The organism is Lysinibacillus sp. TE18511 (genome assembly GCF_054062295.1).
In genome coordinates, this window is sequence record NZ_JBSSFD010000009.1 from 99,608 (window position 1) to 113,434 (window position 13,827).

Genomic DNA, 13,827 nt, shown 5'->3' on the forward strand with positions numbered 1-13,827 from the left:
ATGAAAGCAATTTTATTTGTCGGCCATGGGAGCCGTTTAGCAGCAGGAAATGATGAGGTACGTACATTTATTGAGCAAATGACACCTCGTATTGATGATAGTTTTTTAGTAGAAACATGTTTTTTAGAGTTTGCTTCGCCAAACATTGAAGAAGGTATTACGAACTGTGTCAAGAAGGGCGCTACTGAGGTACATGTTATTCCGATTATTCTTCTTCATGCGGGACATTCAAAACTGCATATTCCTGCAGAAATCGAGCATGCGCGTGAGCATTATCCAAATATTACATTCACATATGGCCAAACAATTGGTGTCCATGAAGAAATATTTGCGATTCTAGAAGACCGCCTAGCAGAGACTGGCTTTAATGCGGAAGAAGACCATAAGGATACTGCCATTTTATTAATTGCACGAGGCGGCAGTGACCCATATGCGAATGGTGATTTTTATAAAATTACACGTCTGCTATGGGAAAAACTACCTGTACAGTACGTAGAAAGCGCCTTTATGGGTGTAACAGATCCTCGTGTTGAAGAAGGCATTGAGCGCTGTGTAAAACTTGGTGCTAAAAAAATTATTATGCTACCGTACTTTTTATTCACAGGTATCCTAATGGAACGCATGAATGGTATGTGCGAGCAATTTAACGAGAAATATCCAGACAGTGATATTCAAATCGCTAACTATTTTGGCTATCATGAGCGTTTGCAAAATGTGTTATTAGAGCGTATTGAGCAAGCTGTGAATGGTACATCAACAGGTATGCAAGATTTAGAAAACTATCGTGCTTATGCGGCGGTACATGGACATGCGCATCATCATCACCATCACCATCATGACCACGACCATGGGCACGACCACCATCACCACGATGATCATGACCATGACCACCATCATGACCATGACCATGAAGAGGAGCCAGTGAAATGATTTTCATGTTAGCTGGGACGAGTGATGCAAGGAATCTAGCACTAGAATTACAGTCAGCAGGTTGTGCTGTGACAGCTACAGTCGTTACTGAATCAGCCGCTTCAAGCCTTACAGAAGTGGGCCTGCCTCATTTAGTCGGTCGATTAACGGCTGAAGAAATGGCGACAATCATCACAGAGCAAGGGTATCGTTTAGTTGTAGATGCCTCTCATCCATTTGCTGAGGAAGCTTCAAAAAATGCCATGGCTGCAGCTGAGCAAGCAAATGTACCGTATATTCGCTATGAACGAGCACATGAGCATTATACACATCCACTAATTACGGTTGTGAAAGATTATGAGGAGGCTGCTCACTTAGCAGCGGAAAAACGTGGTGTCATCATGTTAACGACGGGCAGTAAAACACTTGCAACATTTACAAAAGTATTACATGGCTTAGACAATACACGAGTAATTGCTCGTATGCTTCCTCGACTCGATAATATGGAAAAATGTGAAGCACTTGGTGTGGCACAAAGAAATATCGTTGCGATACAAGGTCCGTTTTCAAAGGAATTAAACGAAGCGCTCTTCCGTCAATATGATGTGACACTGATGATTACGAAAGAAAGCGGCAAGGTTGGCTCTGTGGATGAAAAGCTAGATGCTGCCCTTGCATGTGGCATTGAAACGATTTTAATTGCAAGACCAAATATAAAATACGGACAGCAATATTCTACATTTGAAGATGTATTACAAGCTGTACAAAACACACTTTAGGAGGCAATCCAGATGGACTTTAAAACAGATTTCAAACCATTAACAGTAGACCCAGATAAAATTTACGATTACAGTTTTTCAATTATTGCAGAGGAAATGGGCGAGCATAATTTCTCAGAAGACGAGTGGAAAGTAGTACGTCGCATCATCCATGCTTCTGCTGACTTTGAACTAGGACGTAGCGTAATTATTACACCAGGTGCGCTTGAAGCAGGGATTAAATCAATTCTTGCTGGTCGCCATGTCATTGCAGATGTGCAAATGATTGAAAGTGGTTCGGGGAAAAAACGCTTCCAAAAACATGGTGGCGATTTACACTGCTATATTGCAGATGAAGACGTGTCGATCGAAGCGAAAAAACAAAACACTACGCGTGCGATTATTTCTATGCAAAAGGCTGCTAAATTACATGAGGGTGGCATTTATGCAATCGGTAATGCACCGACAGCATTGCTGGAATTAATTCGTTTAATTAAAGAAGGCTTAGCGAAACCAGATTTAATTATCGGTATGCCAGTTGGCTTCGTTTCTGCTGCTGAGTCGAAAGAAGAGTTATTAAAACTAGAAGGTATTCCGTATATTACAAATGTTGGTCGTAAAGGCGGTAGTACAGTGACGGTTGCCGCATTGAATGCTGTTTCACTTTTAGCGGATGAACAGGCGAAAAAATAATGGAGCGGAAGCCTAAAAAGGATCCCAAGGACATGCGTCACGGTTATACAACGGGAGCCTGTGCAACTGCAGTAACGAAGGCTGCATTACTGGCCTTAATCACAAATGACGAGCAAGAAACAAGTACGATTCATTTGCCGATTGGGCGAGATGCAACATTTACGATAGAAAAATGTACATTTGAAAATAATGCTGTAAGTTGTGAAACCATTAAAGATGCTGGTGATGACCCTGATGCAACACATAAGGCACTCATTATTGGGACAGTGAGCTGGGCTGATACACCTGGCATTCATTTAGACGGAGGGATTGGTGTCGGGCGCGTAACAAAGCCCGGCTTACCAGTGCCTGTTGGAGAAGCAGCGATTAATCCTGTGCCACGGAAGATGATTCATAGTTCTGTACAGGGTGTGCTTGACGATTTTGAAATTGACAGAGGCGTCAATGTAGTGATTTCAGTACCTGAAGGTGAGGAAATTGCAAAAAAAACGTTAAATGGGCGACTTGGTATTATTGGAGGCATCTCCATTTTAGGCACAAGGGGAACCGTCGTGCCTTTTTCGAGTTCCGCTTATATGGCAAGTATCGTTCAAGCTATTAGTGTTGCAAAGGCAGCTGGCTGTGAGCATTTAGTCGTGACTACTGGTGGGCGCAGTGAAAAATTTGGGATGACACAGTACCCTTATTTGCCAGAGGAAGCGTTTGTAGAGATGGGCGACTTTGTTGGCTTTACATTAAAGCATTGTAAACGACTTGGTATTAAAGAAGTATCACTAGTTGGTATGATGGGTAAGTTTTCGAAGGTTGCTCAAGGTGTGATGATGGTGCATTCCAAAAGTGCTCCGATTGATTTTAACTTTTTAGCACAATTGGCAGTGGATATAGGTGCAGACGAAGAGACAGTAGCTGAGGTACGAGAGGCCAATACTGCTTCACAAGTCGGCGAAATTATGGCAGAGAAGGGCTATGATGCATTCTTTCACCGTTTATGTGAGGCTTGTTGCTATTCTTCGTTACATCATGTTAGAGGCGGTTTAACGCTTTCCACATCGATCTATTCGATGCAGGGACAATTATTAGGAAGGGCTGATGACATTGCATCGATCGATGAAATTGATTGGGATCGGGGATAACGGACAAGAAAGCTTGCTACCACAATATGTACAGTGGATAGAAGACTGTGAGGTACTTGTTGGCGGTGAGCGTGTTCTAGAATTTTTCCCGAGCTTTACTGGAGAAAAAATAATAATCAAAGGTGGTCTTTCAACGCTTGTTGAAAGATTATCTACAGAAACAAGAAACACCGTTATTCTAGCGTCAGGTGATCCACTATTTTATGGAATCGGTGGTTATTTAGCGAAAAAGCTAAACGTTGAAGTTTATCCATATATGAGCTCGGTACAGCTTGCCTTTTCGAAGATGGGGGAAAGCTGGCAGGACGCTTATGTAACAAGTATTCATGGGCGCTCTATGAAAGGCTTAGCACAGCGCATTGATGGCAAAAAGAAAGTGGCGCTTCTAACAGATGCTGAAAATAACCCGAATGCACTAGCACGCTATTTAAAGCATTTTGGTATGACAGAATACAGCGCATTTGTGGCAGAAAATTTACAAGGCATTAATGAAAAATTTGGCTCGTATTCTCTTGATGAATTAGAGACTACAGACTTTTCTCCTTTAAATGTCGTGATTTTAAAACAATCATCCGAACCAAAACGCTATACACTCGGGATTGATGATGAAGAATTCTCACAGCGTAAGCCAGATAAAGGGCTTATTACGAAAAAAGAAATTCGTGTCTTAAGTTTACAAGCAATGCAGCTACAAAAGGATAGTATTGTATGGGATGTCGGTACATGTACAGGATCTATGGCGATTGAGGCTGGTAAGCTTGCGCCAGAAGGTCAAGTATTTGCGGTAGAGAAAAATGCACCTGATTTAGAAAATTGCCTGCAAAATCAGCAAAAGTTCCGTGTTGATATAACAGCTATTCATAGTAAAGCACCTGCAGGACTTGAAAACTTCCCTGATCCGGATGCGATTTTTATCGGTGGAACAGGAGGCGAAATGGTGGAGCTATTGCAATTATGCTGTACCCGCTTGAAGCCAAATGGTCGTATTGTCTTAAATGCTGCAACAATTGAAAATTTATATAAGGCAGTCGAAGCGTTTAAAGCTTGTGGCTTTGCCGTTGACATCTTACAGGCACAGCTTGCGCGCAGTAAACCAATTTTAGATATGACACGTTTTGTCCCATTAAATCCGATTTTTATTATATCTGCATATCGAAAGGAAGAAAATCATGAGTAATCTTGGTATTTTATATGGCTTGGGCGTAGGTCCTGGCGATCCAGAATTAATTACAGTTAAAGCATTCCGCGTTATTCAGGAGTCGCCTGTTATTGCGTATCCAAAAAAATTAAAAGGCAGTAAAAGCTATGCACATCGTATTGTAGATGTTTACATTAATCCAGAAGAAAAGGATATGCTTGGCCTAGTATTCCCAATGACAAAGGATGAGGCTGTATTAGAACGTGAATGGACAAAATCTGTTGAACTTGTCTATGGAAAATTAAAAGAAGGCAAAGACGTCGCATTCGTAACAGAGGGAGATCCACTATTATATAGTACGTTCATCCATATGATGAAGCTTATGCAGGACATGCACCCAGAGGTTGAAATCCAAACAGTACCAGGAATTTCTTCGTTCAATGGTTCGGCATCGCGTTTAGGAATTGCGCTCGCAGATGGTGATGACCGTGTTGCCATCGTACCTGCCTATGATAACTATGATGCAATGCGTGAAGCGATTGAAAGTCACGATGCGGTGGTATTCATTAAAGTGGCGAAGGTGATTGATTTAATGTTAGAGGTGCTACGTGATTTAGATTTACTTGATAAGGCATCTGTCGTAACTAAGGTCACATCTGACGAGGAGATTATTTGGGATGTACGCGAGCTAGACGGTGTCGATTTAGAATACTTAACATTAATGGTGGTGCGAAAATAATGAAGAAAATATATATTGTCGGTGCTGGTCCTGGTGATCCAGATTTAATTACAGTAAAAGGTTTACATATGCTACAAACAGCGGATGTTGTCATGTATACAGATTCGTTAGTAAATGAAGAGCTTATTGCCAAAGCAAGACCGGATGCGGAAGTTATTCGCACCGCGGGTATGCATTTAGAGGAAATGGTAGCCGTAATGGCAGATCGTGTCAATGCAGGTAAAGTAGTGGCTCGTATGCATACAGGAGATCCCGCTATGTATGGTGCCATCATGGAACAGGTTGCATTATTAAAAAAAGAAGGCATTGGCTACGAGGTCATTCCTGGTGTTAGCTCTGTCTTCGCTTCGGCGGCAGCAATTGGGGCAGAATTAACGATCCCTGACTTAACGCAAACACTTATTTTAACGCGTGCAGAAGGGCGTACACCTGTGCCAGAATTCGAAAAACTACGCGATTTAGCAAGTCACCATTGTACAATTGCCTTATTCCTAAGTGCAACGCTAACGAAGAAAATCGTAAAAGAATTGCAGAGTGCAGGCTGGGCTGATGATACACCTGTAGCTGTGATTCAACGTGCTTCTTGGCCAGATCAAAAAATCGTGCGTACTACATTGATTGAGCTAGATGAAGCAATGCGTGTGAACGGTATTCGTAAGCATGCGATGATTTTAGCTGGCTGGGCATTAGATCCTACTATTCATGATAAGGATCAATATCGTTCGAAGTTATATGATGCTACCTTTACACATGGTTTTAGAAAAGGTGTGAAGACAAGTGATTGAGTTACAAGAGGGTGTTTTACCAGCGGTTGAGCAACGAAATGCTTATGCTGTTGTAGCCATCACCAAACATGGTGTTCAACTCGGACGCCGCTTGCAGCAAACTTTTGCTGCAAGCGATTTATACTATATGAGCAAATTTGAGCAGGGCGATGAAGCGGAAAAGCATATTCAAATGTTTACAGGGACAGTACGTTTGCTGCTGCCAACCTTGTTTAAGCAATATAAAGGTTTAATTTTAATCATTTCACTCGGTGCAGTTGTACGCATGATTGCACCGATATTAAAGGATAAAAAGACAGATCCAGGCGTTGTTGTCATTGATGACCGTGGTGAAAATGTGATTAGTGTGTTATCTGGACATTTAGGTGGTGCCAATGAGCTGACACATGAAGTTGCCGCTGCACTTGGAGCCAATCCAATAATTACAACAGCTTCAGATGTGCAAAAGACAATCCCTGTTGATTTATTTGGCGCACGTTTTGGTTGGATTTGGGATAGTGCCGATAAACTAACACCAGTAAGTGCCTCTGTTGTCAATGAGGAGCATGTCGCAATCGTACAGGAAACGGGTGAACGCGACTGGTGGATGCGTGACACACCAATGCCTGAGCAAATTAAAGTCTATCCGTCAACGTATGCTGCGATTGAAGCTAAACCACATGCGACATTGCTTATTACAGATCGCATAATAGAACCTGAAGAAGAAGTACTTCTTGAAAATGGTGTCATTTATCGACCAAAATCGGTTGTGCTTGGCATGGGCTGTAATCGTGGGACATCTGTGGAAGAAATTGAACAGGTCATTGATGACACACTTGCAGAGCTTAAACTTTCGAAAAAAAGTGTCAAGGCACTATGTACAATCGATTTAAAGAAAGATGAGCAATGCTTCCTTGAGATAACAAAGAGATATGATTGGGAATTTGTAACATATTCACCTACTGAATTAAATGAAATCGATTTTCCAACACCTTCAGAGACGGTCTTTCAATATACAGGTGCATATGGAGTGAGTGAGCCTGCAGCGATGCGTTATGCGCAGGTGGAGTCGCTTGTGTTACAGAAGAAAAAATCGGGCAATGCTACGATTTCTGTTGCTAGATTAACATTTTAAGGAGGAAGCCTATGCAAACAAATCGCTTTGTACTTGCTGGTACTGGCAGTGGAGTTGGTAAAACGACTTTTACCATTGGACTCATGAAAGCATTACAAGAAAAGGGCAAGACTGTGCAGGGCTTTAAATGTGGTCCCGATTATATTGATCCAACGTATCATACTGCAGTAACAGGACGGGTATCGCGCAATATCGATAGCTGGATGTTTTCACATGAAGCCGTGCGTGATATTGTTGCGCGCGCAAGCGTTGATGCGGATGTTTCAATTATTGAAGGCGTTATGGGCTTTTATGATGGTAAAAGTCCATTATCTGATGAAGGTTCTGCAGCAGATATTAGTGTAGTAACAGAGAGCCCTGTTATTTTAATTGTCAATTGTGCAAGTATGGCACGAAGTGTAGCAGCGGTTGTGAAAGGCTTCCAATTGTTGTCTGATAAGCCGAATATCGTTGGTGTTATTGCCAATCAGGTCGGTAGTGTCGGACATTATGAAATTGCGAAAGCTGCCATTGAGCAGGAATGTGGAATCCCTGTTATCGGATACTTGAAGCGTGAGGAAGGGATTGATATTCCTAGTCGTCATTTAGGGTTAGTGCCTGCGATTGAACGAGGAGAACTCGATACATTTTTTGATAAGCTAGGCTCATTAATGGCAGAGACGATTGATTTAGATCAATTACTTGCCTTAACAAAGGCTCCTGTTTTACAAGAATCAGGGCAACTATTTGTGGAAGAACCCTCTAAAAATATCTGCATTGCTGTAGCAAAGGATGCTGCGTTTAACTTCTATTATGAAGAAAATTTGGCACTGTTACGTGCAAAGGGAGCAACACTGCAATTTTTCTCTCCACTAGCAAATGAACCTGTTCCAGCTGAAGCAGACGGATTGTATATAGGTGGGGGCTTCCCAGAGGAATTTGCTGATATCCTGGCAAAAAATACTGCTGTAAAAAAATCTATTCGTGAAGCAATCGACAAAGGGTTACCAACATTAGCAGAGTGTGGGGGCTATATGTACTTGACGGAGGCTATTACGAATAGTAATGGGGACCGTTATGACATGGTAGGTGTTATTCCAGGTGAAGTTGCAATGCAAACAAAATTAGCGGCCCTTGGTTACCGTGAAATTTTTGGCACACAAGATAATTTCTTAATTGGTACGGATGAAGAAGCAAAGGGGCATGAATTCCACTATTCAAAGTATAGCGGCACACATAACACACCAGCTTACCAAACGAAAGGGCGATTTGGTAACAAACAAGAGGGCTACCAAGCAGGAAATCTAGTGGCTGGCTATACGCATTTTCATTTTGTATCTAACCCAAAACTTGTTGACAACTGGTTAACAGCTTGTAAGAAGGTGAAAAATTATGACTAATTATTTTCCTATTCATATTAATGTTGAATATAAAACGGTAGTAATCGTTGGTGGAGGTCATGTAGCAACACAGAAGGTAGCATCACTGCTTCCGGCTAAAGCAAATATTGTTATAGTAAGTCCAACCCTAGATGATTCATTACTACCTCTTGCTGAATCAGGTCAAATTACATGGCGTGAAAAAGCATTTGAACCACGTGATTTAGATGATGCAATTCTCATCATTGCGGCAACAAATGATACGACAATAAATGAAGCTGTACAAGAAGCAGCACAGCATTGGCAGCTGATCAATCGTGCTGATGCACAAGCGGAGAGCGATTTTATAACGCCAGCAACAGTGCGCCGTGGTCCATTAGTGTTAACTGTATCAACGTCAGGAGCCAGTCCATCACTAGCACGTAAAATCAAAGCGGATCTCGAAGAGCAATTTGATGAGGTTTATGATGACTATGTATGCTTCTTGCAGCAGGCACGTTTAATGATTGCTGCTAAGTTTGAGAAAGGCCCACAAAGACGTGCTTTATTACAAGGATTACTTGAACCAAGCTTACTAGAATGGACACGTAGTGGAGAGATTGATAGACGTGAAGCTTATTTACAACAATTACTGATGGGAGAAGCGCGATGAAAGACGGAATTGTGTATTTAGTTGGAGCTGGACCAGGAGATCCAAAGCTCATTACAGTGTACGGGCTAGAATGTATTCAAAAGGCTGATGTCATTGCGTATGATCGTCTTGTGAATCCTAAATTGCTAGAGTTTGCAAAAAAAGATGCTGAGCTTGTGTACTGTGGTAAATTACCCGGTAAGCATCACCTCATTCAAGATGAGATTCATACATTACTTGTCGAAAAAGCACAAGAAGGCAAGATTGTCACACGATTAAAGGGTGGCGATCCATTTGTTTTTGGTCGCGGTGCAGAGGAAGCCGAAATCTTAAAAAATCATGGTATTGCTTATGAAATCGTCCCTGGTATTACTGCAGGAATTGCTGCGCCAGCATATGCAGGTATACCTGTAACACACCGAGACTTTGCGACAAGCTTTGCTCTAGTAACAGGGCATGGTCGTGAGGAAAAAGGACAGGACTTTTTAAATTGGTCTGCACTTGCAACAGGTATTGATACAGTTGCCTTTTATATGAGTGTTGGCAACATTGCGTATATCTCTAAAAAGCTCATCGAGAATGGTCGTAAGCCAACTACCCCAGTAGCAGTGATTGAGTGGGGAACAACAGATCAACAGCGTACCATTACAGGGCAACTTGAGGAAATTGCTAGCATTATTGAACGTGAAGGCTATCATAATCCTTCTATGATTATTGTGGGTGAAGTAGTAAATGTCCGCGAGAAAATTAAATGGTTTGAAGAGCAGGGACTTGCTTTATCGTAATGAAATGAGTGCAAAGATTTCAACAAAGGAGGAAACATCATGCCAGTAATAGAGGCTTTAAAAAATCGACGGGCGATTCGCAATTACACGACACAGCCTGTTGAACAAGAGAAAATCGAGAAAATTTTACAAGCAGCTACTTATGCTCCAAACGACCGTATGCGTGAGCCTTGGCATTTTTATGTTATTCAAGGCGATGCGATGAAACGCTATGAGGAAATGGCTAGTGCTTATTTACAGGAGCGATTCCCAACAAAGCCAAATTTAGTAGAAAGCTCATTAAAAGTTGTGCAAACGACGCCTGTTGCCATTGTTGTTACGGCAGATATGGTGGAAGACGATGCGGATGCGACAGAGGATAATGTCTTTGCTGTATGTAGTGCGATCATGTCGATGTGGCTTGCTGCGGAGGAGCTAGGGCTTGGCTTTGTATGGCGTACACGCGGAGTAGGGCTTGTTCATGATGCAAGAATGCATGCATTTATCGGAGCGAATGAATCACAAAAAGTAGTAGGTACTATTTTTATTGGCTATCCAGAAGAGCAGGAGCTTAAAGACAAGAAACGCACACCATTTGAAGAAAAAACAACATGGCTTTAAGGGAGGCTTGAACAATGGCTAGAAAAGGCTTGTTTTTAGTTTATACAGGTGAAGGGAAGGGCAAAACAACTGCTTCTCTAGGTGTCACACTGCGCGCAGTTGGTCGAGGTCTAAATGTACGCTATATGCAGTTTATTAAATCACCAGAGCGTACATACGGAGAGCAAATCGCACTTCGTAAGCTTGGCGTAGAAATGGAGCAGATGGGGATCGGCTTTACTTGGACAAAAACACCGGAAGAGCATCGTGCTGCTTTAGCAAAAGCATGGAAGAAAACAAAAGCAGCCTTACAAGACGACAGTATCGATTTACTCGTGCTAGACGAGCTGAATAATGCACTGGCAATAACAAAATTCCCTATTGATGATGTGCTACCACTAGCCGAGGTCATTGAAGCCATTCAACAACGTCCATCGACAATGCATTTAGTAGTTACCGGACGAAGCGCAAATCCAGCACTTATCGCGATGGCAGATTTAGTATCGAACATTGATGCGACAAAGCATTATTATGACGAAGGAATTCCAGCAGTCAAAGGCCTAGAATTCTAAGCAGTTATTAATAAGGGGAATATCCGCGATTCGGGGGGAAAATACCCGCGGAAGTAAGGAGAATATCCGCGATTCGGGGGCAAATACCCGCGAAAGCAAGGAGAATATCCGCGATTCGGGGGCAAATACCCGCGGAAGCGAAGAGAATATCCGCGATTCGGAGGGGAATACCCGCGGAAGCAAGGAGAATCCTCGCGCATTGGCAGGAGATATCCGCGCTAAGAAGCTGAGTACCTACGCTTCAACTATAGATACGGAGGAAAAAGACTATGCCAGCAAAATCTATTATGATTCAAGGAACGGCTTCTGATGTTGGGAAAAGTATGATTTGTACTGCGCTGTGCCGTATTTTCTCAGATGATGGGCTAAAGGTAGTACCGTTTAAATCGCAAAATATGGCCTTGAATTCATTTGTAACTCATGATGGTGGAGAAATCGGCCGTGCACAGGGTGTACAAGCAGAGGCGGCACGCGTTGTCGCCACTACGGATATGAATCCGATATTGCTTAAACCGAAGCAGGATATGGTATCAGAAGTGATTGTTCATGGCAAGCATTTTTTAAATATGAACGCTAAAAGCTATCGTAATCAATTCGTACAAGAAGCGATGCCGATTGTTGAAAAGTCTGTGAGAACTTTACAAAATACATATGATGTCATTGTCCTTGAAGGAGCAGGAAGCCCGGCAGAGATCAATTTAAAGGATCGTGATATTGCGAATATGCGAATGGCCCATTTAGCAGATGCTGCAGTTGTACTAGTTGCTGATATCGATAGAGGTGGTGTATTTGCATCGATTGTTGGAACACTCGCGTTGCTTGACGATGCAGAACGTGCACGTGTAAAGGGTCTCATCATTAATAAATTTAGAGGAATGCGTGAATTACTCGATGATGGAATTGAATGGGTAGAGCGTGAAACTGGCATTCCTGTACTTGGTGTTGTGCCGTATGTAGAGGTCAATATTGAAGCTGAGGATTCGTTAGCACTCTCTTCATTGCGCTTTAAAAAGCCAAAGCCTGGGGAATTCTCTGTGGATGTAGCTATGATTCGCTTGCCGCGCATTTCAAACTTTACGGATGTTGATCCATTTTTTGATGAGCCAGAGGTTGGTGTACGATTAATCGGCAATGTCAATGAGCTAGGTACGCCCGACTTACTCATACTACCTGGAACAAAAAGTACAATGGATGATTTAGTATGGTTAAGGGAGCAAGGCTTTGATCAAGCGATAACTAATTTACGTCAAAGAGGTACAAAAATAATTGGAATTTGTGGTGGCTTCCAAATGCTCGGTGAAACGTTATTAGACCCGGATGCAGTTGAAGGGAACGGCGATTCTGCACAAGGTCTAGGGTTATTGCCAATGGAAACTGTTTTTGTTGGTGATAAAAAAACGGTTCAAATGACAGGAACAAGAGGACAAGATACGTTTACTGGCTATGAAATTCATCTTGGACGTACCAAGATTTTACGTAACGAAGTGTCACCATTTTTACAACTTGCAGATGGGCGAGTGGATGGAGCGGTAAGTGCTGATGATCAAGTTGTCGGAACATATTTCCATGGCTTATTCCATAATCGCACCTTTACACGACAGCTTGTCAATGACATTCGCGTGAAAAAAGGGCTTTATGCTCTACCTAGCGATGTGAAAAGTGATGCAGAACGTAGAGAGGACGCTTACAATATGCTTGCAAAGCATGTGCGCGCAAATCTTGATATGAAAAAAGTATACGAAATCATGAATATAGAGGTATCTGTATGACAAGAAAAGGACCGTTAGCTATTAGTTATGAGGCATTATGGCAGGAAGGTATGAAGGACTGGCATGGTCATATGCCCGAAAGAATGGTTAATGATCAGTTAGAGGAGCAATTTTGGGCGCAGTCAATTGCCCGAAAGAAAACGGGACAGACAGATCCTTATGCTGCAAGAATTTTTCAAGAAATAAATAAAAGTATTGAGTCGGAGCACTCTGTATTGGAAATTGGTCCAGGCTGGGGCAATTATACGTTTCCTCTAGCTAATAATGTGCGACAGCTAACTTGTATAGATAGCTCCGAAAGCATCCTTAGCTATTTACAAAATTGCATGCAGGATAAGCAGCATGTGTCTTATATTCATGCGAAATGGGAAAGTCTTGCTGAGAACGAGGTAGATGCTCATGATATCGTGATTGGGGTCAATTGTTTTTATCGTATGTATGAAATCAAATCAGCACTTTACCATATGAATCGCCTAGCTAAAAAACGTGCTATTATTGGCATGACAACAGGGCCTATTCAACCCCATTATGAGGTTTTGTATGAAAAGTATGGTTATGATATTAAATTTCCACGCCGAGATTATATCGAATTTTTAAATTTGCTATATGAGATGGATATTTATGCAGAGTGCAAAATCATCCCATTAGAACGAGTGTATGAATATGAAAGCTATGAGCAGCTTGTAACAACACAAAGTAAAAAAATATTAAATGATACTTTTGATAGAGCACATGTTGAGGAGTCGCTCTTGCCGTTTATTGAGGAAAAGAACGGACGTTATTATTATCGTCATGATTTCCATGCTGCACTCGTATCATGGGAGCCAAAATAATATCAAAACCTTTGGAAAGCTAGTCACCAAA

Annotated in this window: 15 protein-coding genes; all 15 read left to right on the forward strand. The window is 41.9% G+C overall.

What is annotated here, in order from left to right:
* Positions 1-930: a sirohydrochlorin chelatase gene (locus ACVWXS_RS09265; RefSeq protein ID WP_456957806.1), complete on the forward strand. Its 930-nt coding sequence runs from the start codon at positions 1-3 to the stop codon at positions 928-930.
* Complete coding sequence (cobK, locus tag ACVWXS_RS09270; protein ID WP_456957808.1) at positions 927-1,688, forward strand: precorrin-6A reductase; 762 nt, start codon at positions 927-929, stop codon at positions 1,686-1,688. The genes ACVWXS_RS09265 and cobK overlap by 4 nt, the downstream gene beginning before the upstream one ends.
* Positions 1,689-1,700: 12 nt before the next feature.
* On the forward strand, positions 1,701-2,360 hold the full coding sequence (locus ACVWXS_RS09275) for a precorrin-8X methylmutase (protein WP_053483787.1): 660 nt from the start codon (positions 1,701-1,703) through the stop codon (positions 2,358-2,360).
* Positions 2,360-3,493 (forward strand): cobalt-precorrin-5B (C(1))-methyltransferase, encoded by a 1,134-nt coding sequence (locus ACVWXS_RS09280; RefSeq protein ID WP_456957810.1) that lies wholly within the window; start codon positions 2,360-2,362, stop codon positions 3,491-3,493. Before ACVWXS_RS09275 ends, ACVWXS_RS09280 begins: the two co-directional genes overlap by 1 nt.
* The gene (cbiE, locus tag ACVWXS_RS09285; protein WP_456957812.1) at positions 3,450-4,670 is read left to right on the forward strand and encodes a precorrin-6y C5,15-methyltransferase (decarboxylating) subunit CbiE; all 1,221 of its coding nucleotides are present in this window, start codon (positions 3,450-3,452) and stop codon (positions 4,668-4,670) included. The genes ACVWXS_RS09280 and cbiE overlap by 44 nt, the downstream gene beginning before the upstream one ends.
* The gene (cobI, locus tag ACVWXS_RS09290) at positions 4,663-5,370 is read left to right on the forward strand and encodes a precorrin-2 C(20)-methyltransferase (protein WP_068984704.1); all 708 of its coding nucleotides are present in this window, start codon (positions 4,663-4,665) and stop codon (positions 5,368-5,370) included. The genes cbiE and cobI overlap by 8 nt, the downstream gene beginning before the upstream one ends.
* Positions 5,370-6,155: a precorrin-4 C(11)-methyltransferase gene (gene cobM / locus ACVWXS_RS09295; RefSeq protein WP_456957815.1), complete on the forward strand. Its 786-nt coding sequence runs from the start codon at positions 5,370-5,372 to the stop codon at positions 6,153-6,155. The genes cobI and cobM overlap by 1 nt, the downstream gene beginning before the upstream one ends.
* Positions 6,148-7,269: a cobalt-precorrin 5A hydrolase gene (locus ACVWXS_RS09300; protein WP_427419348.1), complete on the forward strand. Its 1,122-nt coding sequence runs from the start codon at positions 6,148-6,150 to the stop codon at positions 7,267-7,269. The genes cobM and ACVWXS_RS09300 overlap by 8 nt, the downstream gene beginning before the upstream one ends.
* A gap of 11 nt (positions 7,270-7,280) precedes the next feature.
* Positions 7,281-8,648 carry a cobyrinate a,c-diamide synthase gene (locus ACVWXS_RS09305; RefSeq protein ID WP_456957817.1) on the forward strand — a complete coding sequence of 456 codons (1,368 nt, stop codon included), beginning with the start codon at positions 7,281-7,283 and terminating at the stop codon, positions 8,646-8,648.
* Positions 8,641-9,279 (forward strand): precorrin-2 dehydrogenase/sirohydrochlorin ferrochelatase family protein, encoded by a 639-nt coding sequence (locus tag ACVWXS_RS09310; RefSeq protein WP_456957819.1) that lies wholly within the window; start codon positions 8,641-8,643, stop codon positions 9,277-9,279. Before ACVWXS_RS09305 ends, ACVWXS_RS09310 begins: the two co-directional genes overlap by 8 nt.
* Entirely contained in the window at positions 9,276-10,043 is a 768-nt protein-coding gene (gene cobA, locus ACVWXS_RS09315; RefSeq protein ID WP_368636720.1) for a uroporphyrinogen-III C-methyltransferase, read from the forward strand. The genes ACVWXS_RS09310 and cobA overlap by 4 nt, the downstream gene beginning before the upstream one ends.
* Before the next feature lie 39 nt (positions 10,044-10,082).
* Positions 10,083-10,643: a nitroreductase family protein gene (locus tag ACVWXS_RS09320; RefSeq protein WP_368636721.1), complete on the forward strand. Its 561-nt coding sequence runs from the start codon at positions 10,083-10,085 to the stop codon at positions 10,641-10,643.
* Positions 10,644-10,657: 14 nt separating this feature from the next.
* Positions 10,658-11,194: a cob(I)yrinic acid a,c-diamide adenosyltransferase gene (locus ACVWXS_RS09325; protein ID WP_368636722.1), complete on the forward strand. Its 537-nt coding sequence runs from the start codon at positions 10,658-10,660 to the stop codon at positions 11,192-11,194.
* 269 nt (positions 11,195-11,463) lie between these two features.
* Positions 11,464-12,963, forward strand: coding sequence for a cobyric acid synthase (locus ACVWXS_RS09330; protein ID WP_456957822.1), 1,500 nt, complete (start codon positions 11,464-11,466; stop codon positions 12,961-12,963).
* The gene (locus tag ACVWXS_RS09335) at positions 12,960-13,796 is read left to right on the forward strand and encodes a class I SAM-dependent methyltransferase (protein ID WP_456957824.1); all 837 of its coding nucleotides are present in this window, start codon (positions 12,960-12,962) and stop codon (positions 13,794-13,796) included. The genes ACVWXS_RS09330 and ACVWXS_RS09335 overlap by 4 nt, the downstream gene beginning before the upstream one ends.
* Positions 13,797-13,827 lie beyond the last annotated feature (31 nt).

What these genes read in the sequence shown, in the direction of transcription:
- cbiE (WP_456957812.1), top strand. Translation starts at nt 3,450, where the DNA reads ATGACATTGCATCGATCGATGAAATTGATTGGGATCGGGGATAACGGA.
- ACVWXS_RS09265 (WP_456957806.1), top strand. Translation starts at nt 1, where the DNA reads ATGAAAGCAATTTTATTTGTCGGCCATGGGAGCCGTTTAGCAGCAGGA.
- cobK (WP_456957808.1), top strand. Translation starts at nt 927, where the DNA reads ATGATTTTCATGTTAGCTGGGACGAGTGATGCAAGGAATCTAGCACTA.
- cobA (WP_368636720.1), top strand. Translation starts at nt 9,276, where the DNA reads ATGAAAGACGGAATTGTGTATTTAGTTGGAGCTGGACCAGGAGATCCA.
- cobM (WP_456957815.1), top strand. Translation starts at nt 5,370, where the DNA reads ATGAAGAAAATATATATTGTCGGTGCTGGTCCTGGTGATCCAGATTTA.
- ACVWXS_RS09275 (WP_053483787.1), top strand. Translation starts at nt 1,701, where the DNA reads ATGGACTTTAAAACAGATTTCAAACCATTAACAGTAGACCCAGATAAA.
- ACVWXS_RS09335 (WP_456957824.1), top strand. Translation starts at nt 12,960, where the DNA reads ATGACAAGAAAAGGACCGTTAGCTATTAGTTATGAGGCATTATGGCAG.
- cobI (WP_068984704.1), top strand. Translation starts at nt 4,663, where the DNA reads ATGAGTAATCTTGGTATTTTATATGGCTTGGGCGTAGGTCCTGGCGAT.
- ACVWXS_RS09325 (WP_368636722.1), top strand. Translation starts at nt 10,658, where the DNA reads ATGGCTAGAAAAGGCTTGTTTTTAGTTTATACAGGTGAAGGGAAGGGC.
- ACVWXS_RS09310 (WP_456957819.1), top strand. Translation starts at nt 8,641, where the DNA reads ATGACTAATTATTTTCCTATTCATATTAATGTTGAATATAAAACGGTA.
- ACVWXS_RS09320 (WP_368636721.1), top strand. Translation starts at nt 10,083, where the DNA reads ATGCCAGTAATAGAGGCTTTAAAAAATCGACGGGCGATTCGCAATTAC.
- ACVWXS_RS09280 (WP_456957810.1), top strand. Translation starts at nt 2,360, where the DNA reads ATGGAGCGGAAGCCTAAAAAGGATCCCAAGGACATGCGTCACGGTTAT.
- ACVWXS_RS09330 (WP_456957822.1), top strand. Translation starts at nt 11,464, where the DNA reads ATGCCAGCAAAATCTATTATGATTCAAGGAACGGCTTCTGATGTTGGG.
- ACVWXS_RS09305 (WP_456957817.1), top strand. Translation starts at nt 7,281, where the DNA reads ATGCAAACAAATCGCTTTGTACTTGCTGGTACTGGCAGTGGAGTTGGT.